Here is a 20937-nt window from a genome sequence, read left to right as displayed (position 1 = left end):
CCCGTGCCCGACCTCGGCCACGAGCTCCGCTTCGGGATCTTCCCCAGCCCCGACGCCGCCCGCCGCGAGCAGACCCTGAAGCTCGCGCTGCTCGCCGACGTCAGCGGGCTCGACCTGGTCTCGGTGCAGGACCACCCCTACCAAGCCCGCCACCTCGACGCCTGGACGCTGCTGTCGGTGGTCGCGGCGCGGACGCGCAGCATCACCGTCGCGCCGAACGTCGCCAACCTGCCGCTGCGCCCGCCCGTGGTGCTGGCCCGCTCGGTGGCCAGCCTCGACCTGCTCAGCGGCGGCCGGGTCGAGCTGGGCCTGGGCACCGGTGCGTTCTGGGACGCAGTGGTGGCGGCCGGCGGACCGCGGCGTACGCCGGGCGAGGCGGTGGACGCGCTCCTCGAGGCCGTCCGCATCGTCCGGACGGTGTGGGCCGGGGGCACCGTGCGGGAGGAGGGCGAGCACTACCGCGTCCGCGGCCTGCACGGCGGCCCGCGCCCCGCGCACGACGTGCCGATCTGGCTCGGCGCCTACGGCCCCCGGATGCTGCGGGTCACCGCCGACGTCGCGGACGCCTGGATCCCCTCGATGGGGTACGCCGACCCACCCGCGCTGGCGGCCATGAACGCCCGCATCGATGAGCAGGCCACCGCCAACGGCCGCGGTCCCGAGGCGATCGTGCGGATGTACAACCTCTCCGGCCGCTTCGGCACCGGCACCGGCTTCCTCGACGGCGGCGTCCGCGACTGGGTCGAGCAGCTCGCCGGGCTGGCGCTCGACGAGGGGATCAGCGGGTTCGTGCTCGGCACCGACGACGCCGACGACGTCCGCCGCTTCGCTCTCGAGGTGGCGCCGGCCGTGCGCGCGCTGGTGACCGAGGAGCGGGCGCTCCGGGCGGGCGGGACCGCCTCGGCCCCGTCGGTCGACGAGCGGGGCAGCTCGACCGGCGAGACCGTCCAGGTCGTGCCCACCCCGCCGCCGACGACGCGGCACGCCGGTCGGCTGCCCTGGGACGAGGGCACCCGGCCGACCTACCCGGTGCCGGCGGGAGCGGCGTACTCCTCGGCGCAGCAGGCCCACCCGCAGCACCTCGTCGACGTGCACGACGCGCTGCGGGCCGAGCTGGGCCAGCTGCGCGACGTCGTCGACCAGGTGCGGCGCGGGCTGCTGCAGGTCGGGCAGGCGCGGTCGGTGGTCAACACGATGACGATGCGGCAGAACAACTGGACGCTGGGCGCCTACTGCGAGTCCTACTGCCGGATCGTGACCGGCCACCACACCCTGGAGGACCGCAGCGTCTTCACCCACCTGCGGCGGAGCGACGCCGCGGTCGGGCCGGTGCTCGACCGGCTCCACGAGGAGCACGAGGTGATCGCCGGGGTGCTCGAGGACGTCGACCGCGCGCTGGTCGGCCTGGTCTCGGCCGCGGGGTCGGGCACGAGCCCCGCCCTGGAGACGCTCTCCGGCACCGTCGACCTGCTCACCGACGTGCTGCTCTCCCACCTCTCCTACGAGGAGCGGGAGCTGCTGCACCCGCTGGCGCAGCACGGCATGACCTGAGCCTCAGGCGGCGGGGACGATCGCCAGCGCGACCCGCTCGGGCTCGCGGCCCCTGCGCGCAATCCGCTCCACGAGGCCGAAGACCCGGAACTCCCAGCGGTAGCGCTCGCGCAGCCGGCGCTCCACGTCCGCCACCCGCGTCGGGTCGTCGCTGACGCTCGCGCGCGCCTCGACGGTGGGCGCGCCCTCGGCCACGCGCCCGCGCCGGTCGCAGGGACGCAGCGTCACCCGGCCGTCGCGGCGCAGCCGCTTGACCTTGCCGCTGCCGGCCGGCGTCCACACCGCCAGGCCCTCGGCGCCGTCGGGCACCAGCCAGACCGGGGTGGCCACGCCCTCCCCGGTGCGGCGGAAGGTGGTCAGCGAGACGAAGCGCTCGTCGGCGAGCTCGCGCAGGGTGGTGCTCGGGGTGGTCACCGGCCCAGCGTGACAGGTGCGAGGCTGGGGCCATGTTCCACATCGGTGTCGACCTGGCCTGGGGACGTCGGCAGCCCACCGGTGTCGCCGTCCTCGACAACGAGGGTCGGCTGGTGCAGCTGGCGGCGGTGCGCACCGACGAGGAGATCCTCGCGCTGCTCGCGCCGTACGCCGACGGGCCGTGCACCGTCGCGTTCGACGCCCCGCTCGTGGTCACCAACCCGACCGGCAACCGGCCCGCCGAGCGCGCGCTGAACGCCGACTTCGCCCGGTTCGACGCGGGCGCCCACCCCAGCAACACCGGCAAGCGCGAGTTCGCCGACGGCACCCGTGGCGGCGCCCTGGCCGGGCAGCTCGGGCTCGACCTCGACCCGCACGCCCACTCCCCGCGCGCGGCGATCGAGGTCTACCCGCACGCCGCGACCATCTCGCTGTTCCGGCTGGGCCGGACGCTGAAGTACAAGAACAAGCAGGGCCGCGACCTCGAGCAGCTGCGCGGCGAGCTCCTCGTGCTGATGGGGCTGCTGGAGGGACTCGGCGGCGCGGACCCGGCGCTGCTGCTCACCGGCCCCGGCACCTGGGCCGCCGGCGAGGACGGTGCCGGCTGGACGGCGCTGCGCCGCCAGGTGCAGCACGCCGCCCGCAAGAGCGAGCTGCGCGTCGTGGAGGACCAGGTCGACGCCGTGGTGTGCGCCTACGTCGCGCTCTTCGCCGCCCGCCGGCCCGACGAGATCACCTCCTACGGCGACGCCGCGACCGGGATGATCGTCACCCCCCGGCTGCCCGAGGACCACCAGCCGACGCCGCGACCGCGCCGCGGCCCCCGGGACGCCTCCCCGCCCCCGCCCGACCCGGTGGGTGCGGTCCGGGAGTACGCCCTGCGCCACCCCGGCCTGGTGCGTGCCGGCGAGGAGTTCCTGGCGCTGGTGACCGGCATCCTCGACGACGCCGGCATCAACTACCTGACCGTCACCGGACGCACCAAGACGGTGGCGTCGTTCGCGGAGAAGGCGCGCCGGCTCGGCGTCGACGGCGAGCCGCTCTACCCCGACGCGGCGCGCCAGATCGCGGACACGATCGGGCTGCGCGTCATCACCTACGTCCACGGCGACGTCGACACCGTGGCCGACCTGCTCCGCGAGCAGCTGCTGGTGCGCGACGACCGCGACATGGGCCAGGAGACCGCGCAGGAGGGCCGCTTCGGCTACGCCAGCCGTCACCTCCAGGTCGCGCTCGACCCCGACCGCCCGGTGCCCGCCGGCCTGGAACCCCTGGTCGGGCTGACGGCGCAGGTGCAGATCCGCACCGTGCTGCAGCACGCGTGGGCGGAGTTCGAGCACGACATCCGCTACAAGGGCTCGATCCCCGAGGAGCACGCCCACGACTTCGACCGCCGGTTCACCCTCGCCGCCGGCCTGCTCGAGCTCGCCGACCGGGAGTTCTCCACCATCCGCGACACGCTGCGCGCGCCGGCGCGGCGTACGGGCCCCTCGGACCCGCAGGTCGAGGAGGCCGCCACCGACCCACGCGCCGGCATCGAGCCGCGCGAGCTGGCGGCGTTCCTGGCCGGGCAGTACGCCGAGGCCGGCTGGTCGCGCACCGACCACTACGCCTGGATCGCCGGCCTCACCCACGAGCTCGGCCTGCTGACCCTCGCCGACCTGGCCCAGACGCTGCGCGAGGTCGACGAGACCGTGATCGCGGCCCGGATGGACTACCGCTACCCCCCGGGCGCCGTGCGCCGCCTCGACGACGCGCTGCTCCTCGCCTTCGGCGACGCCTACGTCGCCCTGCACGGCAACGCCCACCGCCGCGACCTGCTCGGCGCCCGGCTGGCCCGGCTGCACGCGCCGGCCGGGTAGGGCCCGAGACTCAGTCGGCGACGTCGACGTGCACGTGGTCGCGGTGCTCGAGCACGGCGGCGACCTCGGCCGACCGGCCGGAGGTGTCGGGGCTGTAGTCCCGCCATCCCTGGAGCGCCCGCCGCGCGGTCCAGATGCGGCCGTCGAAGATGACGGTCTCGACCGCGAGCCGGTCGGCGTGGGCGACGAGGTAGTGCGCGACCGCCCAGCCGCGCACCTTCTGGGCCCGGGTCACGGGGCGGAAGAAGACGTCGACCGCTCGGCCCTCGTAGTGCGCCGACCCCGGCATGTGGCCGTCGCTCACCCCGCCGGGCGCGAACCCACCGAGGCGCTGCTCGCCGAAGGCCTCGTCGAGGTCCTCGCGGACGGCGGCCGCGCGGCCCGTCAGCCCCCGCCCGTCGAGCTCGTCGGGCTCGGCCGCGGCCCCGCCGCCGTGGGTGCAGCTCAGGGCGTGCCAGGCGCGGCCCTTGAGGGCCTGGGCGACCACGACCGCGTCGTCGTCGCTGAGGTCCAGCTCGCCGGCCACCGCCTCCGCCGTGGTGCGCATCCGCAGGTCGAGGCGCATCGCCCGCGCCGCCACGGTCGCGGCCCGCTGGGCCTGCGCGGTGGTGAGGTCGACCTCGTCGTCGCCCACGGTGGCGGTGCAGTCGGCGAGGCCCGGGAGCATCGAGGGGCGCCCGAGCGCCGCGAGCAGCGTCACGACCAGCACCGCGACGACCAGCAGCGCGGTCGCGACGACCAGCAGCCGTCGGACCGGGCTGCGCTGCTGCACCCGTGCCATGTCGCCAGTGTCCGGACCGCGCCAAGTCGGGAGACCGGGCTCACGCCCGGCGCCGGTCCGAGGGCTCGCAGGGTGGGTACGTTGACGTTCCAGCACCTCGAGGGAGGGACTTCACATGTTCAACATCATCGGCCTGCTCGTCGTCGGCCTGATCATCGGCGCCATCGCCCGTCTCATCAAGCCCGGCCGCCAGGCGCTCGGCATCGTCGGCACCCTGCTGCTCGGCGTCGCGGGCGCGCTCATCGGCGGCCTCGTGGCCAGCTTCCTGGGCACCGGCGAGATCTTCGAGCTCAACATCATCGGGTTCATCGTCGCCGTCATCGCCGCCTTCCTGCTGATCGGCGTGGCCGAGGCCACCGTAGGCAAGAACAAGGGCGCCGTCCGCCGCTGACCCCAGCGCACCGGCACCGCCAGCATCACCACCCGGCCGCCGCGACCGCCCCGACGAGGGCGACCGCGGCGGCCGCGGTGCGTCCACGGTCGACGAGCAGCAGCCGTCGCAGCAGCGCCGCGTCCCAGCCCCGGCCGAGCCGGCCGTGGATCGGCGCCGCCGCCACCGCCGTCAGCCCGAGCGCGACCGCGTTGCCCAGCACCGCCAGGCCGGTGGCCCACGACCGGTCGGCGAGCAGCACGCCGACGCAGGTGACCAGCACCGCGGCGTACACCCCGACGACCAGGGGCACGATCCGCCGCGAGTGGGCGTCGTGCGCCGGGGCCCACCGGGCGCGCGGCACCGCCGCGAGCGCGGGGTAGGCCAGCGTCGAGACCGTCACCTGGAACCCCAGGTGCACCCCGGTCGCCGCCAGCAGGGCGGCCTCCCAGCTCACCGGCTCACCGGCCCCAGACCTCGGCCACCCGCGCCACCTCGGCCGCGGCCTGGCGCAGCCCGGCGCGGGCGGCGTCGGCGCGCTTGGCGGGGTCGAGCACGTTGCGGCCGATGTCGGCCCGCGCGGCCGCGTCGGGGCTGACCACGACGCTGCGCTCGGGCGCGACGCGCTCCAGCTGCGCCGCGACCGACGTGGCCCGGCTCAGCGCCCGCGGGATCGGGGCCAGCACCACCACCCGGTCCGCGCCCGCGGCGAGGTCGGCGTTGGCGGTCGAGCGCACCCCGCCGTCGACGTGCAGGCGCCCCTGCACCTCGACCGGCGGCCAGACCAGGGGCACGGCGCAGCTCGCCGCGACGGCGCGCGTCAGGTCGGCCCCGGACCCGCGGGTGAAGCGCACCAGCTCGCCGGTGTCGGCGGCGACGGCGGTGACCACGAGGTCGCGGTCGGGCCAGTCGAGGTCGCCGTCGGCGGTGCGCAACCGGCCCCGGATCACCTCGACGCGCGGCTCGGCCTCCCCGGGGCCCGCCGGCGGGTGCGCCCGGACCGCCATCACGGCGACCCGGCGCCGCTTGGTGCGACTGCTGCCGGGCAGCAGCATCGCCGGCGCCATCCGCAGCAGCGTCCCGAGGCCCAGGTCGGCGGCCAGCTCCCCGGTGGCGGGCCGCAGCTGGCCGGCGTACAGGTCGGCGAGGGTGCGCCCGCTCGTCGCCTGCGTCGTCACCTGGGCGCCGACGACCGAGCCGGCGCTGGTGCCCACGACGAGGTCGGCGGTGGTGAGGTCGACGCCCGCCTCGGCCAGGCCGTGCAGCAGGCCGAGCTCCCAGGCGATGCCGGTGACGCCGCCACCGCCGAGCACGAGCGCGGTCCGGGTCATGGGTCCTCCTGGGGTGGGTTCAGGCGTACGGCGTGAGCAGCTGGTCGACCGGGGCGTCGTCGTCGGTGAGCGCGCGGGCGTCGCCGATCCAGGCGGTCAGGGCGTCGCCGTCGACGACGTCCCAGGGCAGGTCCTGGTCCTCGAAGCCGGCCTCGACGGCCGGCAGGTCGAGCGGCGCGTCCGAGGCGATCGCCAGCAGGTTGCCGCCGCCGCGGCCCGAGAGCGTGTAGGGGTCGGCGGCCAGCGCGACGTGGTCGAAGACGCCCCGCAGCGTCCGCAGCTCGGCCCGGGCGAAGGCCAGCGGCTCGTAGTCGATGAGGTTGGCGACGTACACCCCGTCCGGGCGGAGCACGCGGCGCACCTCCTCAACGGCCTCGGTCGTGGTCAGGTGCCACGGCACGCTGACGCCGCCGAACGCGTCGCCGACGACCAGGTCGCGCGAGTCGGTGCCGACGCGGGTGATGCCGCGGCGGCCGTCCTCGACCCGCACCTCGAGGTCGGGCCCGGTGCGCACCCCGAGCCGCTCGGTGTCCACCCGGACCACGCCCGGGTCGATCTCGGAGACCACGCTGCGGCTGCCGGGGCGGGTGGCGGCGAGGTAGCGCGGGAAGGTGAGGCCGCCCGCGCCGAGGTGGTACGCCGCCAACGGCTCGCCCGCGTCGTAGGACCCGGCCACGACGCCGGCCAGGCCCTGGGTGTAGCTGAACTCCAGGTGCGTGGGGTCGTCGAGGTCGACGTAGGAGTGCCGCAGCCCGTCGAGCACGAGCAGCCGGCCGCCCTCGCGGTCGGGGTCGGCGCTCACCTGCGCGCAGTGGTAGGTCGTCTCGGCGTCGCAGCCCCCGGGGACAAGGACGCCCACCACGCCGGCGAGCAGCACCACGACCGCGGGCACCACCGGCACGCGGCGGCGCACGCCCACCTCGACGACGGCCGCCGTGACGACCAGCGCGGCGCCGAGGCCGACCATGATCCAGGTGACGGGCACCGTCGAGATCAGCACGAACCCGGTGACGACGGTGCCGAAGATCGCGCCGGCCGTGCCGATGCCCGAGAGCCGGCCGACCACGCTGCCGGTCTCGTCGAGCGAGGTCAGCACCAGCTTGGTCACCATCGGCGTCACGGCCGAGAGCAGCGCGCCGGGCACGATGATCGTCAGCCCGGCCACCAGCAGCAGCAGGCCGCCGTCGGCCAGCGACCCCGCCGCGCGCACCGCGAACGGCGTCACCGCGACGGCGGCCCCCGACACGGCGAGCAGCGGCGCGAGCGTCCGACGCGGCTGCACCACGTCGGCGGAGCGGCCGCCGAGCCAGGACCCCAGCGCGATGGCGGCCAGTGCCACCCCGATCACCAGGGTGTTGGTCTCCAGGGTCAGCCCGAGGTAGGGCGCCAGCAGCCGCAGCGCGACCAGCTCGACGACGAGCACCGCCGCGGACGACCCGAAGACCAGCGACCCCGCCGCCCAGCCGGCCAGCGGGGCGCGCCCGGGCGTGGTCTCGTCGGTCACGCCGCGATCATCGCAGGGGCGCACAACGCACCCCGCGGGCCGCTCAGGCCAGGGGCGCGGTGAGCTCGATGTTGATGTCGTCGGGGTCCTGGAAGGACAGGATCGCCAGGCCCGCGTCGGTGAGGTCGATGACCTCGCCGTGGACGATCCCGGCCTCGTCGAACGCCGTCGCCGCGGCGACGAGGTCGTCGCGGGAGCCGACGGTGAAGCTGACGTGGTCGAGGCCGGTCGTGGTGGAGTCGAAGGTCTGCCCGCCGACCGGGCGCAGGCCGAAGAGCGTGCCCTGCGGGGTCTGGTAGACGACGCCGCCGTAGAACTGCTCGGGGTCCTCGGTCACGCCGGGCTCGTCGACCGACGCGGAGGAGTCGATCGCCTTGGGCCAGCCGAAGAGCTCGTCGTAGAACTTCTTGGACCGCTCGATGTCGGTGACGGTGAGTCGGACGTGGGCATAGCCGTTGCTGGAGATGAGTGCCATGCCCACGTCGTACCCAGACGGTGCAGGGCTCAACTACCTCCGGCCTACAACCGGGAGGCCGACTCCTCGCCGACGGTCTCGGTGTGCCGCTTCTTGGCGGCCTCGAAGAGCTCCATCAGGTTGTCGTCGTCGCGGGCCAGCGCCTTGCCCTTCTCGCCCTGGGCCCGGATCTGCTCGATCTCCTTGACCAGCAGGCCGTAGATCCGCTCGCGCTCGGCCTCGTCCTGGGTGTAGCCGAGGTCCATGTAGTCGCGGGCGTGGCGCTTGGCGTTGCCGACCGCGGTCTTGGCCCGGCCCTTCTTGGAGGTCAGCGAGGCCACGACGGTGATGACCAGGACGCCGATGATGACGCCGAGCGAGAGGCCGGTGCTGATCTCGACCACGTCGACGTGCTCGCCGTTGTTGATGAACGGCACGTTGTTCTCGTGCAGCGCGTGGATGATCAGCTTCACGCCGATGAAGGCCAGGATCGCGGCGAGGCCGTAGGAGAGGTAGATCAGGCGCTCCAGCAGGCCCTCGATGAGGAAGAACAGCTGACGCAGGCCGAGCAGCGAGAACGCCGTCGCGGTGAAGACGATGAAGGTGTTCTGGGTCAGGCCGAAGATCGCCGGGATCGAGTCGAGGGCGAAGAGGATGTCGGTGCCGCCGATGGCCACCATGACGAGCACCATCGGGGTCAGCATCTTCTTGCCGTCCACGACGGTGGTGAGCTTGTCGCCGTCGTACTCGTCGGAGGTGCGGATGAACTTCTTGGCGATCTTGACGACGAAGTTCTGGTCCTCGTGGCTCTCCTCGTCGCTGACCTCGCCCTTGAGCATGTTGCCGGCGGTCATGATGAGGATCAGGCCGAAGAGGTAGAACACCCAGGCGAACTGGTTGATCAGGGTCGCGCCCAGGAAGATGAAGCCGGTGCGCGCGATCAGCGCGAACACGATGCCGAACAGCAGCACCTTCTGCTGGTCCTCGCGGGGCACGCGGAAGCTGCCCATGATGATGAGGAAGACGAACAGGTTGTCGACCGAGAGCGCCTTCTCGGTGATGTAGCCGGCGAAGTACTCCCCGCCCATGGTGCCGCCGCCGAAGATCAGCACGCCCAGGCCGAAGACGATCGCGATGCCGACGTAGAGCGCCGACCAGACCGACGCCTCCTTGAGGGTCGGCACGTGGGCCTTGCGCACGTGGAAGACGAAGTCGAAGAGCAGCATCCCCACGATGCCGACGACGGTCGCGATCCACACCCAGGTGGGCACGCTCATGGGGTCCTCCTCGCGGACGCCCCGACGGCACCCGGTCACCTCGTGCGGACGCGGCCGAGTGCCCGTCCTGCGGCGCCATCCTGCCAGGCCCGCCCTACCGGAGTACGCCGTAAGCCGCCCCGGCCCGGCGCCTGGTTGACCCCGTCAACGGCATCGGTTGCGAGGGGCAACCTGGTAGGCCACGTCGAGCGCCGACCCTGCCCCGGATCGCGAAGTGAGCCTCGTGAGGCCGCACTCCGTCCACACCGGCTGTTCCGCCAGGCCGGGTCCCTGCACCGTTCCGGGATATCGTGCGCACACACGAGCGCGAGACCACGTCGGGAGGCGGACGCCATGCCCCGTCCCGCCGTCCCGGCGGCCGTCACGGTCCTCGTCCTCGCCGTCTCCGGGTGCACGCCGGGAAGCTCCCGCGCCGACGCGCCGCGCGATCGTCCGAGCACCGCCCTCGGGGGCCCGACGACGACCGGGGTGCCCGCCGGAACCACGCTCGAGCCGTCGGGGAGCATCGTGGTCGACACCCCGGGACAGGTCGTGCGAGGACTCGAGGTCCGGGGTGTGGTCACCATCGAGGCCTCCGACGTCACCGTCGAGGACACCCGCGTGATCGCCGACGGCTACTTCGCCATCACCGTCGCCGACGACGTCGACGGTGTCGTGATCCGGGACTCCGAGATCGACGGCCGCGGCCGCAGCGGGTCTGCGGGGTCCGCCGGCATCGTCGGGGGGTCACCCCTGCTCGAGCGGCTCGACATCCACGGGGTGGAGAACGGCGTCGTACCGGGCAGCGGGACCGTGCTCCGCCAGTCGTGGGTGCACGACCTGGTGGCGCCGGGGGACCCCCACTACGACGGTGTGCAGATGGACGGCGGCCAGACCGACGTCGTCGTCGAGCGATCGACGATCGACCTCTCCGACCGGGGCCAGACGGCGGCGGTCATGATCAACAACCTGTCGGGCCCGATATCGAGGGTCCGGGTCCGGGACAACGTCCTGCTCGGCGGCGGTTACACCGTCTACGCCGACGGTCAGTTCAGCTCGAGCCCCATCGAGGACGTCGAGATCACCGGCAACAGGCTGCTGCGCGGCACCTACGGGTACGCCGCGATCACCCGCGCCAGGCCGACCTGGGTCGACAACACCGACCTCAGGACAGGACGCCCGGCCGAGCCCTGACCCTCAGCGCACCCGCCGCCCGCCGCCGAGCAGGCGGTCGACCGCTGCGGGAGCCAGGGCCAGCACGTGCCGGGCCGGGAAAGGACGCTCGGCCAGCATTCGCTCGTCGAGGTGACGGATCCGGTGCACGGTGTCGGTCGCGGGGTCGTAGAAGCAGAAGACGTACCCCAGGCTCGAGATCCGGCGGTAGCGGTCGAAGGAACCCGTGCCGATGAGCAGCACCAGGACGTCGGCCGCGCGACGCTCGAGCAACACCTCGGCACCGTCGATCACCCCTGGCTCGTGCCCGGCGACGTTGATCTTGAGCACGTCGACGTGTCCCACCCCGAGACGCTCGAGCGCCTCGTCCAGCCGGGCGACGCGCACCGGCTGGCCCGGCGTGGACCCGCGCGCGAAGCCGGCCCTGAAGGTGTCGCCAGAGGTGTCGAAGTCCGCCTCGCCCGCGTGGTCGCTCAAGGCGAGCTCGTGGATGCGCACGCGGTCGGCCAGACCGTTGCGTCGCACGTTGGCCCGCAGGCTGACCAGGTTGGCCTCCACCGGCTCGAAGGCGTGCACGGTGGCGCCGAGCACGCGGCCGGCGTACACCGTGAACTGTCCGATGGCAGCTCCCACGTCGACCACGACCGCTCCCGGCCGCACGACCGAGCGCAGGAAGGGGTATTCGGGGTCGATGACGTCGCCGAAGGCCACCAGAGCCGTCGGGACCTGCCGGGCACCGAACTCCAGGTCGAACCCCGAGCGGCTGTGGACCAGGGCGCGTCGGGGTCGGACGGCCCGCAGGACCGCGAGCCTCCCCACGCCTCGGACTGCCGCCAGGGGGCCGGTGGCTCGCAGACCCCACGACACCTTCTCCACGACGTTGCGGATCCGGGAGGGGGCGGTCATGCGCGGACTCTACAAAGCCCTCCGGGTCAGTGGGCCATGTCGACGAACCGCGAGTAGTGGCCCTGGAAGGACACGACCACGTCGCGGGTGGGGCCGTTGCGGTGCTTGGCCACGATGATGTCGGCCTCGCCGGCGCGGGTGGACTCCTTCTCGTAGGCGTCCTCGCGGTGGAGCAGCATCACGATGTCGGCGTCCTGCTCGATCGATCCGGACTCACGCAGGTCGGACATCATCGGACGCTTGTCGGCGCGCTGCTCGGGACCACGGTTGAGCTGCGAGAGCGCGATGACGGGCACGTCGAGCTCCTTGGCCAGCAGCTTGATCTGCCGGGAGAACTCCGAGACCTCGACCTGGCGGGACTCGACCTTCTTGCCCGAGCTCATCAGCTGGAGGTAGTCGATGACGATGAGCTTGAGGTCGTGGCGCTGCTTGAGCCGCCGCGCCTTGGCCCGGATCTCCATCATCGTCATGTTGGGGCTGTCGTCGATGAACATCGGCGCCCCGGAGACCTGACCCATCTTGGGGACCAGCTTGGCCCAGTCGTCCTCGCTCATCGGACCCTTGCGGATGTGGTTGAGCGGGATCTTGGCCTCGGCCGAGAGCAGCCGCATCGTGATCTCGCTCTTGGACATCTCGAGGCTGAAGAAGCAGCTGGTCAGGTTGTTGTGGATCGACGCGGCGCGGCAGAAGTCGAGGGCGAGCGTCGACTTGCCCATCGCGGGACGCGCGGCGACGATCACCATCTGGCCGCCGGAGAAGCCGTTGCACAGCTCGTCGAGGTCGGCGAAGCCGGTGGGGACGCCGCTGGTGGTGCCGTCGTTGGCCGAGATCGCCTCGATCTCGTCGAGGGTGGCCTCCATGATCGCCGAGAGCGGGGCGTAGTCCTCCTGGGCCCGCTTCTCCCCGATCGCGTAGATCTCCTGCTGGGCGACGTCGACGACCGAGTCGATCTCGCCCTCGCCGGCGTAGCCCATCTGGGCGATGCGGGTGCCGGCGTCGACCAGCTTCCGCAGGATCGCCTTCTCGCGCACGATCGAGGCGTAGTAGCCGGCGTTGGCCGCGATCGGGACGCTCGACTCGAGGGTGAACAGGTAGGTCGCCCCGCCGACCCGCTCGAGCTGGCCGCGCCGCTCCAGCTCGGCCTTGACCGTCACCGGGTCGGCCGGCTCGCCGCGGCCGTAGAGGTCGACGACGACGTCGTAGATCATCTCGTGGGCCGGCTTGTAGAAGTCGGCACCGCCGATCTCCTCGTTGACGTCGCCGATCGCGTCCTTGGACATCAGCATCGAGCCGAGCACGCTCTGCTCGGCGTGGAGGTCCTGCGGGGGCATCCGGCCCGACCAGTGCTCCTGGTTGCCGCCCTGGCCACCGTCGGGGCCGCCGGGGTGGCCGCCACCGAAGGAGTCGGTCGGGAACGGCGCGAAGGTGTCGGAGCCCCAGCCACCCATCGCGGTGCCCAGCGTCGTGGGCCCCCCGTCGAAGCCGCTCTCGGTGGTGCTCATCCGCGCTCCCTCCTGATCGCCTCGCCGGTGCCGTGCCGGTGGGTCGCCCGCGTCGCCGCCTGCTGGACCCGGACCGCCGAGCGAGACGTTAGGCGGCCCCACCGACAGCTCTCCGACGGGCCGCACGCGGTGCTGCTGCGGGCGGGGGCGGGAGGTGCTGGGGGACGCCGAGTGGTGGACAGTACGACGCTCCCGGAGCCGTGACCAAGCCCGTTGTCCACAGGCACCTGTGGACAACCCTGTGCATGGTGTGGAACTCGCCGCCGGATCTGGGGACGACCTGGGGAGACACCTGTGGAGGACGAAAAACTTTGAACGGTCACATGGCCTGTGACCTGGGCTTTCGCAGATCCTCAGGCTGTGGACAGAAGAAGATCGTCGGTGGTCCATTTACCTGGACGTCATCTGGACGACGCGTGGAGCCGGGCCCTACCACCGGCCTGACCTGCGCTGAACCCACAGAACGGGTGAGTTATGCACAGGCAGAACGGCTGAAACGGACAGGCCCACCCCGGTCGGGGGTGGCGTGTCGCGCCTCGCGCGTGTTAGTAGCCTCACCCCGGTGACACGGGTGGGCAGGGAGCACGATCGCGAGATCCTCCGGCTGGCCGTCCCGGCGTTCCTCGCCCTGGTCGCGGAGCCGACGTTCCTGCTCGCCGACAGCGCCATCGTGGGCCACCTCGGCACCCCCGAGCTGGCCGCCCTCGGCATCGCCTCGGCCGTGATGGGCACGCTGGTCAGCCTGTGCATCTTCCTGGCCTACGGCACCACCGCCTCGGTCGCCCGCCAGGTCGGCGCCGGCCGCACCCGCGAGGCACTCACCCAGGGCGTCGACGGGCTGTGGCTGGCCGCCGGGCTCGGGCTGCTCGCGAGCGTCGTCACGGTGCCGCTCACCCGCCCGCTGGTGCGCCTGTTCGGCCCCGGCACGCTGGTGGAGGACCAGGCCGTGGTCTACCTCCGGATCGCGCTCCTGGGCGCCGTGCCGCTGCTGCTGATGCTGGCCGCCACCGGGGTGCTGCGCGGCCTCCAGGACACCCGTACGCCGCTCCTGGTGGCGGTCGCCGCCAACGGCGCCAACGTCGTGCTCAACCTGGTGCTCGTCTACGGCGTCGGGGCGTGGGAGGGACTCGGGCTGGCCGGGTCGGCCTGGGGCACGCTGCTCGCCCAGCTCGGCGCCGCGACCGCCCTGGTCTGGGTCGTGGTGCGGGGCGCCCGGCGGACGCGGGCCACGCTGCGGCCCGACCTCACCGGCATCCGGGCGGCCGGCCGGGCCGGCGTACCGCTCGTCCTGCGGACCCTGATGCTGCGCGCCTCCCTGCTCGTGATGACGTACGCCGCCGCGCGCCGGGGCGACGCCGACCTCGCCACCATGCAGCTCGCGCTCACCATCTGGACCTTCCTGGCCTTCACCCTCGACGCCGTCGCGATCGCGGCCCAGGCCATCACCGGTCGCTACCTGGGCGCCGGAGACGCCGCCGGAGCCCGGGCCGTCACCCGCCGGATGGAGCGCTGGGGCTGGGCCAGCGGCGTGGTGACCGGGGTCGCGCTGGCCGGGCTGTCGCCGTTCCTGGGCGGGCTGTTCACCAGCGACCCGGGCGTGCTGGAGCTGCTCGTGCCGGTGCTGCTCGTCGCCGCCCTCGCGCAGCCGCTCGCCGGGATCGTCTTCGTGCTCGACGGCGTGCTGATCGGCGCCGGCGACGCGGTCTACCTCGCCTGGGCCCAGCTGGTGACCCTGGCGCTCTTCGCCCCGGTCGCCCTCGTGGTCGGCGACCGGGGGCTGACCTGGCTCTGGGTCGCCTTCGGGGTGCTGTTCATGGGCGGCCGGGCCGCCACCCTGCTGCTGCGTGCCCGCGGCGATGCATGGCTGCGCCTGGGCGCCTGACCGGCCCTCCCTCGGATGGAAGTCGGGGTCGGGGTCGGGGCCGCTCAGCGCACCACCAGCGCGCCGTCCTCGAAGACGACCTCGCGCCTGTCGGCCTCCATCGCCTCGACGACCGCGGTCACGACCTCGGCCGACGGGAACGGCGCCGGCAGCCTCGGCGGCTCCCCGGCGAGCGCCCGGCCGTCGAGGCCGGTGTCCAGGTGCGGCGGGCGCACGTCGATGACGGTGAGCCGGCGGCGCTCCTCGCGCCGGAGCACCTCCAGCCAGGTCGCCAGCGCGCTCTTGGCCGCGGAGTACTCCGCCATCCGCGCCGTCGGCAGGTCGGCCAGGATCGCCGAGAGCACCACGACCGTCCCGCGGTCGCCCATCGCCGCCGAGGCGGCCCGCACCAGGGCCATCGGGCCGAGGACGTCGACCGCGAACAGCTCCTCGACCACCGCGTCGTCGGCCTCCACCGCGGGTCCGAAGCCCGCGACCCCGACGCAGACCACCAGCGCGTCGAGGCCGCCGAGCTGATCGGCCGCCGCGGTGACGGTGGCCCTGCAGGAGTCGGTGTCGACGGCGTCGAAGAGCAGCGGCTCGGTCCCGACACGCGCGGCCACCGCCGCGGTGCGGTCGGCGTCGCGGCCGGCCGCGACCACCCTCGCGCCGCGCTCGTGCAGCAGGTCGACCAGCTGGCCCCCCAGCGCCCCCGACGCGCCCGCCACCAGCACCCGTGCGTCCTGCAGGTCCACCAGAGCCACCTCCCGGGCCGGCACCGGCGGCCTGCCCGTCCCCATGGTGGCGGGCGACCGGTGAGACCGGGGTGAGACCCTGGCGCCCATGACGACGCCGTCGCCGCTGCAGCGGGTCGCGCTGGGCCTGCTGGTGGTGTTCGCGAGCGCCACGTGGCCGCCGGACCCCTCGCCGTCGTGGGCGCGCTACGACCTGCTGGCCGACCCCGTGGGCTGGGCCCTGGTGCTCTGGGGCGTGCTCGCCCTGGCCCGGGTCGAGCCGCGCTTCGCCGCGGCACGCACGGCCGCCGTGGTCGCCGGGCTGGTGAGCGTCCCGCTGTGGCTGCCGCAGCTGCGGCACCTGCTCGACGCGTCGGGCGAGTGGGCGGCCTCGCTGCCGCAGCTGGCCTTCTGCCTGCTGCTGGCGCGGCAGGTGGCCCGCGCGGCCCAGGAGCACGACGAGCGCCGGGTGGCGCGGCGGTTCGCGCTCCTGGTCACCGGGCTCACCGTGCTCGCGCTGCTGCCCGTGGTGGTGCTCGGGGGCGGGGTCGAGGGTCTCGGGCCGGTCACGGCCCTGCTCGTGCTGCTGGTCGACGTGGCGCTGGTGTGGTCGCTGTTCGCGGTGCACCGCCGGCCCTGGCTCGGCGGGGAGGGCGAGGCGGGCGCGTCCGGACGCACGACGACGGCCGCCCGCCCTCGCGAGGAGGGGGACGGCCGTCGGACTGGCTGAGCGCCTGGGTCAGGCGGTCTCAGGCAGGGTCACGCGGGGACCACGTTGAGGTTGACCTGCGCCTCGACGTCGTCGTGCACCTTCACCGTGACGGTGTGGGCGCCGAGCGACTTGATCGGGTTGGTGACCACGATCGTGCGCTTGTCGACCTCGCCGCCGGCCTGGGTGATCGCCGAGGCGATGTCGGCGGCGGTGACGGCACCGAAGAGCCGGCCGCCGTCGCCGGCACGGACGGCGACGTTGTAGGTCGAGCCCTCGAGCGTGGCCTTGACCTGCTTGGCGTGGTCGACGTCGCGGACCGAGCGGGCCTCGCGCGCCTTCTTGATCGACTCGATGGTCTTCTCGCCGCCACGGGTCCAGCGGATGCCGAAGCCACGGGGGATGAGGTAGTTGCGGCCGTAGCCGTCCTTGACCTCGACCACGTCGCCTGCAGCACCGAGACCGGTGACCTCCTGGGTCAGGATGAGCTTCATCTCCGGGTCTCCTTCCTCAGCGCGCGGTGGACGTGTAGGGCAGCAGAGCGACCTCGCGGGCGTTCTTGACGGCCGTGGCGACGTCGCGCTGGTGCTGCACGCAGTTGCCGGTGACCCGACGCGCGCGGATCTTGCCGCGGTCGGAGATGAACTTGCGAAGCAGGGTGGTGTCCTTGTAGTCGACGTAGGACACCTTCTCCTTGCAGAACTGGCAAACCTTCTTCTTGGGCTTGCGCATCACTGCCTTGGCCATTGTGGAGCTCTCCTCTCAAGAGCCCGGTCCAGCGTGGTGACTGTGACCGGAATGGGGGTGATGGACGGGTTCGGATCGGTGGTTCGGGTGGTGCGTGTGGATCAGAAGGGGGGCTCGTCGCCGGAGGAGGCCCAGGGGTCGTTCTGCGGCTGACCCCCACCGGAGCCACCCTGCTGACCGCCCCAGGAGCCGCCGCCCTGGTTGCCCGAGCCGCCGGAGCCGCCACGCGGCTGACCGCCGCCGTAGCCGCCCTGGCCGCCCTGGCCGGACTGGCCGCCGGCCGGAGCCGCCTGCCCGCCCTGGCCGGGGTTGGAGGCCCACGGGTCGTCGCCGCCCTGGCCGCCCTGGCCGCCCCCGCCGTAGCCACCGCCGCCACCGCTGCGCTGGACGCGCGCGATCTTGGCCGTGGCGTACTTCAGGCTGGGGCCGACCTCCTCGACCTCGAGCTCGACGACCGTGCGCTTCTGGCCCTCACGGTCCTCGTAGGACCGCTGCTTGAGCCGGCCCTGGATGACGACGCGCATCCCCTTGGTGAGGGACTCCGCGACGTTCTCCGCCGCCTGCCGCCAGACCGAGCAGGACAGGAACAGCGCGTCGCCGTCCTTCCACTCGTTGGTCTGCCGGTCGAAGGTGCGCGGCGTCGAGGCGATCCGGAAGTTGGCGACCGCGGCACCCGAGGGGGTGAATCGCAGCTCGGGGTCGTCGACGAGGTTGCCGACGACGGTGATGACTGTCTCGCCTGCCATGTGGTCTCCCTGGGTTCCGGATCAGCGGGGTGCAGCGGGGTGGTGCTGGGTCAGCGTGCGTCGGGCCGCAGGACCTTGGTGCGCAGCACCGACTCGTTCAGCGTGAGCTGACGGTCGAGCTCCTTGACGGTCGCAGGCTCGGCCTGCAGCGACACCACGGCGTAGATGCCTTCGGCGTTCTTGTCGATCTCGTAGGCGAGACGACGACGTCCCCAGACGTCGACGTTGTCCACGGACCCACCGTCGTTGCGGACGACGTTGAGGTACGTGTCGAGCGACGGGGCGACGGTGCGCTCCTCGAGGTTGGGATCGAGGATGACCATGAGTTCGTAGGTACGCATAGCGTTCTCCACCTCCTTCGGACTAAGGGCGGCCACGGCGTTTCCGTGACAGGAGGGCTGTGCGGTGTCGGCACTCCCATCGGGGGAGGACGACGCGCAAGGTTAACGCGGGTCCACGCCCGGGCGGAAATCGTCGTCCACAGGCAGTGCCCGGTCTGCGGGCTGTCCCCCCGAAAAGCCCCGAAGCGGACAATCCCGGGTCATAGTGGCTGTCGGCAGTCCCTCTCGTCCTCCGGAGCCCCCGATGTCCCGACGCACCCTGACCACCGGCCTGCTGGCCGGAGCCGTCGCCCTGGCGCTCGCGCCGACGGCCGCCACCGCGGTGTCCCTGCCCCGCCCGTCCAGCCCCGTCCCCGCCGCGGCAGTGGTGCAGGCGGCCCAGACGGCGTCGCTCGACTACTCCCCGAAGACGTTCGTGGGGGGACAGGCGATGACGTTCAGCGGCCGGCTCCCGGCCACCGGACGCCGTGCCATCTCGCTGCAGCAGCACATGGGCCGGCCCGGCGACAGCTGGTTCGCGGTCAAGAACTTCTCCGGCGCCACCGCCGCCGACGGCAGCTTCCGCTTCCAGGTGCCGGCGCCGGACATGTGGAACATCCGCTACCGCGTGGTCGCCGCGGGCGCCGTCACACCGTCGGTCCTGCTGAAGTCCAAGGTCCAGGGCGCGACCGTGTCGGTCGCCGGGACCCCGCGGGCGGGAGCCCCCTTCACCGTCTCCGTCGACACCAGCCCCGACATCCCGGGCCGCTCCTACGTCAGCGGGACGCCCGTGTTCGTCGGCCGGACGCTCACCCTGCAGCGCCGTGTCTCGGCCGGCCGCTGGGAGGACCTCGGCACGACCAGCGTCCAGCCGGGCGGCCAGGGCTCCGTCGGGGGCGTGACCCTGCCCGCGGGCACCCACGTGCTGCGGGTGCGCCAGGAGGCCGTCACCTCGGGCGCCCACCGGGTGGGGTGGTCGGCCAGCCACCCGACGTACGTGCGCGTGGCCTCGGCCGGTGGCGCCCTGGAACCCCTCGACCTCACCGCGGGCGGCTCCGGCCTCACCGTCGAGCCCTCGCTCGCGGCGACCTCGCCCTCGGGCTCGGCCAGCGGCGGCACCGCGACGGCCAACGGCGCCAACGGGTGGGGAGCGATGCTGTTCGACTACGCCTGGGAGAACGGCGAGAGCCTGTCGGACGCTCCCCGCAACGCCACCTCCGGCGGCTGGACCGAGCAGACCACGGGCAGCGGCCGCGCCAGCAAGCACAACGGCCAGCTCACCCTGGACAGCAAGGCGGCCTACCGCGCCGGCGCCGGCGACTTCGGCACCACGGTCGCGACGGCCGTGGGCAACGCCCGGCCCTACGGCCGCTGGCAGGCGCGGCTGCGGATGAAGAGCCCCGAGACGTCGGCCCGCGACTACGCCGTACGCCTCGAGCTGGTCCCCGCGCTCGCCGCCGACTACGCCTGCGGCCGCCGCAACATCACCCTCGGCGAGGTCCGGGCCCACGGGAGCACGCTGCTGTTCGGCGCCAAGGCCGGCACCCGCCAGTGGACCGGCGCCCGCACCGTCCCCAGCCTCGTCAACGGCGCCCCCGCCCTGGCCGTGGAGGTGCAGCGCGACCACATCACCTGGTTCTTCGCCGGGAAGCCGGTGGGGACGGTGCGCGACGCCAACGCGGTCAGCGACGTGCCCCTCACCCTGCGGCTGAGCATGGTGGGCAACGGCACGCAGGAGATGAACCACACCATGGTCATGTCGGACTGGCAGCGCGCGTACGCCCCGACGACCGGTCGCCAGACCACCAACGGCGCCGCCCTGCGGGCGAGCACGCTGGCGGGCGGCTGCCCCTGAGCCCCACCGCGGCCCGCTCGTAGGCTGCGGAGCATGAGCACCAGCCAGATCGCCATCGGCGCCCACGTCGACCAGACCGATCCCGTGGGGGAGGCGCAGGCCCGCGGGACCACGCTGGTGCAGTTCTTCCTCGGCGACCCGCAGGGCTACAAGGGGCCCGAGATCCGGCACCCCGGCGGCGCCGCGGGGCTGCGCGCCGAGGCCGAGGCGGCGGGGGTCGACCTCTACGTCCACGCGCCCTACATCGTCAACGTGGCCACCACCAACAACCGGATCCGCATCCCCAGCCGCAAGCTGCTCCAGCAGCACCTCAGCGCCGCGGCGGAGATCGGGGCCAAGGGGCTGGTCGTGCACGGGGGCCACGTCGGCAAGACCGACGACCCCGAGAAGGGCTTCGACAACTGGCGCAAGGCCGTCGAGGCCACCGACCTGGAGATCCCGCTGCTCATCGAGAACACCGCGGGCGGGGACAACGCCATGGCGCGCCACCTCGACCGCATCGCGGGCGTGTGGGAGGCGGTGAGCGCGGCCGAGGGCGCCGAGCAGGTCGGCTTCTGCCTCGACACCTGCCACGCCTGGGCCGGCGGGATCGAGCTGGGTACGGCGGTGGAGAAGGTGCTCGCCATCACCGGGCGGCTCGACCTCGTGCACGCCAACGACAGCCGCGACGCCTTCGACTCCGGTGCCGACCGGCACGCCAACTTCGGGGCCGGCCAGCTGCCGCCCGACGAGTTCGCCGACGTCGTACGACGCGCCGGGGCACCGGTCGTCTGCGAGACCCCCGGCGGCGCCGACGAGCACCGCGCCGACTTCGCGTGGCTGCGCGAGCACGGGGTGTAGCAGCCGGGTCCTCGACGTTGA

Annotated in this window: 22 protein-coding genes; 8 read left to right on the top strand and 14 right to left on the bottom strand. The window is 73.4% G+C overall.

What is annotated here, in order from left to right:
• The first annotated feature begins 3 nt into the window (after positions 1–3).
• Complete coding sequence (locus ASG49_RS08295; RefSeq protein ID WP_056540143.1) at positions 4–1551, top strand: LLM class flavin-dependent oxidoreductase; 1548 nt, start codon at positions 4–6, stop codon at positions 1549–1551.
• Positions 1552–1554: 3 nt separating this feature from the next.
• Here ASG49_RS08295 and ASG49_RS08290 read toward each other — a convergent pair whose 3' ends face one another.
• Positions 1555–1965, bottom strand: coding sequence for a PPOX class F420-dependent oxidoreductase (locus ASG49_RS08290; RefSeq protein WP_156384243.1), 411 nt, complete (start codon positions 1963–1965; stop codon positions 1555–1557).
• 32 nt (positions 1966–1997) lie between these two features.
• Here ASG49_RS08290 and ASG49_RS08285 point away from each other — a divergent pair, with 32 nt between their 5' ends.
• Positions 1998–3827: a DUF429 domain-containing protein gene (locus ASG49_RS08285; protein WP_056540140.1), complete on the top strand. Its 1830-nt coding sequence runs from the start codon at positions 1998–2000 to the stop codon at positions 3825–3827.
• Positions 3828–3837: 10 nt separating this feature from the next.
• Here the strand turns inward: ASG49_RS08285 and ASG49_RS08280 are convergent, their stop codons facing one another.
• Positions 3838–4608, bottom strand: a complete 771-nt coding sequence (locus ASG49_RS08280) for a hypothetical protein (protein ID WP_056540138.1) — start codon at positions 4606–4608, stop codon at positions 3838–3840.
• A 115-nt stretch (positions 4609–4723) separates the two neighbouring features.
• Here ASG49_RS08280 and ASG49_RS08275 point away from each other — a divergent pair, with 115 nt between their 5' ends.
• Positions 4724–4999 carry a GlsB/YeaQ/YmgE family stress response membrane protein gene (locus tag ASG49_RS08275; RefSeq protein ID WP_235561981.1) on the top strand — a complete coding sequence of 92 codons (276 nt, stop codon included), beginning with the start codon at positions 4724–4726 and terminating at the stop codon, positions 4997–4999.
• 25 nt (positions 5000–5024) lie between these two features.
• Here ASG49_RS08275 and ASG49_RS08270 read toward each other — a convergent pair whose 3' ends face one another.
• Genes ASG49_RS08270 through ASG49_RS08250 form a run of 5 tightly spaced genes read right to left on the bottom strand, consistent with a single transcriptional unit; the run spans position 5025 to position 9544 of the window.
• Entirely contained in the window at positions 5025–5435 is a 411-nt protein-coding gene (locus ASG49_RS08270) for a hypothetical protein (protein WP_056540135.1), read from the bottom strand.
• A 4-nt stretch (positions 5436–5439) separates the two neighbouring features.
• A complete protein-coding gene (locus ASG49_RS08265) occupies positions 5440–6309 on the bottom strand; it encodes a patatin-like phospholipase family protein (RefSeq protein WP_056540133.1) in 870 nt (289 codons plus the stop codon).
• Positions 6310–6328: 19 nt separating this feature from the next.
• Complete coding sequence (locus ASG49_RS08260; RefSeq protein WP_056540130.1) at positions 6329–7813, bottom strand: fused MFS/spermidine synthase; 1485 nt, start codon at positions 7811–7813, stop codon at positions 6329–6331.
• Between the two features lie 43 nt (positions 7814–7856).
• Positions 7857–8288 (bottom strand): VOC family protein, encoded by a 432-nt coding sequence (locus tag ASG49_RS08255; RefSeq protein WP_056540127.1) that lies wholly within the window; start codon positions 8286–8288, stop codon positions 7857–7859.
• 44 nt (positions 8289–8332) lie between these two features.
• The gene (locus tag ASG49_RS08250; protein WP_056540125.1) at positions 8333–9544 is read right to left on the bottom strand and encodes a TerC family protein; all 1212 of its coding nucleotides are present in this window, start codon (positions 9542–9544) and stop codon (positions 8333–8335) included.
• A gap of 333 nt (positions 9545–9877) precedes the next feature.
• On the opposite strand from ASG49_RS08250, the gene ASG49_RS08245 reads away from it, so the two are divergent.
• Positions 9878–10717 carry a hypothetical protein gene (locus ASG49_RS08245; protein WP_056540122.1) on the top strand — a complete coding sequence of 280 codons (840 nt, stop codon included), beginning with the start codon at positions 9878–9880 and terminating at the stop codon, positions 10715–10717.
• A gap of 3 nt (positions 10718–10720) precedes the next feature.
• On the opposite strand, the gene ASG49_RS08240 is transcribed toward ASG49_RS08245, so the two are convergent.
• Positions 10721–11602, bottom strand: a complete 882-nt coding sequence (locus ASG49_RS08240; protein ID WP_056540119.1) for an FkbM family methyltransferase — start codon at positions 11600–11602, stop codon at positions 10721–10723.
• Positions 11603–11628: 26 nt separating this feature from the next.
• Positions 11629–12933, bottom strand: a complete 1305-nt coding sequence (gene dnaB, locus ASG49_RS08235) for a replicative DNA helicase (protein ID WP_235562019.1) — start codon at positions 12931–12933, stop codon at positions 11629–11631.
• Between the two features lie 733 nt (positions 12934–13666).
• Between dnaB and ASG49_RS08230 the strand changes: the two genes are divergently transcribed.
• Positions 13667–14986 carry an MATE family efflux transporter gene (locus ASG49_RS08230; protein ID WP_056540116.1) on the top strand — a complete coding sequence of 440 codons (1320 nt, stop codon included), beginning with the start codon at positions 13667–13669 and terminating at the stop codon, positions 14984–14986.
• A 44-nt stretch (positions 14987–15030) separates the two neighbouring features.
• Here the strand turns inward: ASG49_RS08230 and ASG49_RS08225 are convergent, their stop codons facing one another.
• Positions 15031–15720 (bottom strand): SDR family oxidoreductase, encoded by a 690-nt coding sequence (locus ASG49_RS08225; RefSeq protein WP_056540114.1) that lies wholly within the window; start codon positions 15718–15720, stop codon positions 15031–15033.
• Between the two features lie 88 nt (positions 15721–15808).
• Between ASG49_RS08225 and ASG49_RS08220 the strand changes: the two genes are divergently transcribed.
• Positions 15809–16429: a hypothetical protein gene (locus ASG49_RS08220; RefSeq protein ID WP_056540111.1), complete on the top strand. Its 621-nt coding sequence runs from the start codon at positions 15809–15811 to the stop codon at positions 16427–16429.
• Positions 16430–16458: 29 nt separating this feature from the next.
• Here ASG49_RS08220 and rplI read toward each other — a convergent pair whose 3' ends face one another.
• The 4 genes from rplI to rpsF all read right to left on the bottom strand — a co-directional run bounded on the left by rplI (position 16459) and on the right by rpsF (position 18242).
• Positions 16459–16902, bottom strand: a complete 444-nt coding sequence (rplI, locus tag ASG49_RS08215; RefSeq protein ID WP_056540108.1) for a 50S ribosomal protein L9 — start codon at positions 16900–16902, stop codon at positions 16459–16461.
• A 16-nt stretch (positions 16903–16918) separates the two neighbouring features.
• Positions 16919–17155 (bottom strand): 30S ribosomal protein S18, encoded by a 237-nt coding sequence (gene rpsR / locus ASG49_RS08210; protein ID WP_056540105.1) that lies wholly within the window; start codon positions 17153–17155, stop codon positions 16919–16921.
• A gap of 101 nt (positions 17156–17256) precedes the next feature.
• Positions 17257–17901 carry a single-stranded DNA-binding protein gene (locus ASG49_RS08205; protein WP_056540098.1) on the bottom strand — a complete coding sequence of 215 codons (645 nt, stop codon included), beginning with the start codon at positions 17899–17901 and terminating at the stop codon, positions 17257–17259.
• A 50-nt stretch (positions 17902–17951) separates the two neighbouring features.
• Positions 17952–18242: a 30S ribosomal protein S6 gene (rpsF, locus tag ASG49_RS08200; RefSeq protein WP_056540095.1), complete on the bottom strand. Its 291-nt coding sequence runs from the start codon at positions 18240–18242 to the stop codon at positions 17952–17954.
• Between the two features lie 244 nt (positions 18243–18486).
• Here rpsF and ASG49_RS08195 point away from each other — a divergent pair, with 244 nt between their 5' ends.
• A complete protein-coding gene (locus ASG49_RS08195) occupies positions 18487–20076 on the top strand; it encodes a hypothetical protein (RefSeq protein ID WP_056540092.1) in 1590 nt (529 codons plus the stop codon).
• Between the two features lie 33 nt (positions 20077–20109).
• A complete protein-coding gene (locus ASG49_RS08190; RefSeq protein ID WP_056540088.1) occupies positions 20110–20916 on the top strand; it encodes a deoxyribonuclease IV in 807 nt (268 codons plus the stop codon).
• Positions 20917–20937: the final 21 nt, after the last annotated feature.

It is taken from the genome of Marmoricola sp. Leaf446, assembly GCF_001424755.1.
Classification (GTDB): domain Bacteria; phylum Actinomycetota; class Actinomycetes; order Propionibacteriales; family Nocardioidaceae; genus Marmoricola.
The sequence above is the reverse complement of the archived record's forward strand: the minus strand, read 5'-3'. Positions and strand labels throughout refer to the sequence as shown.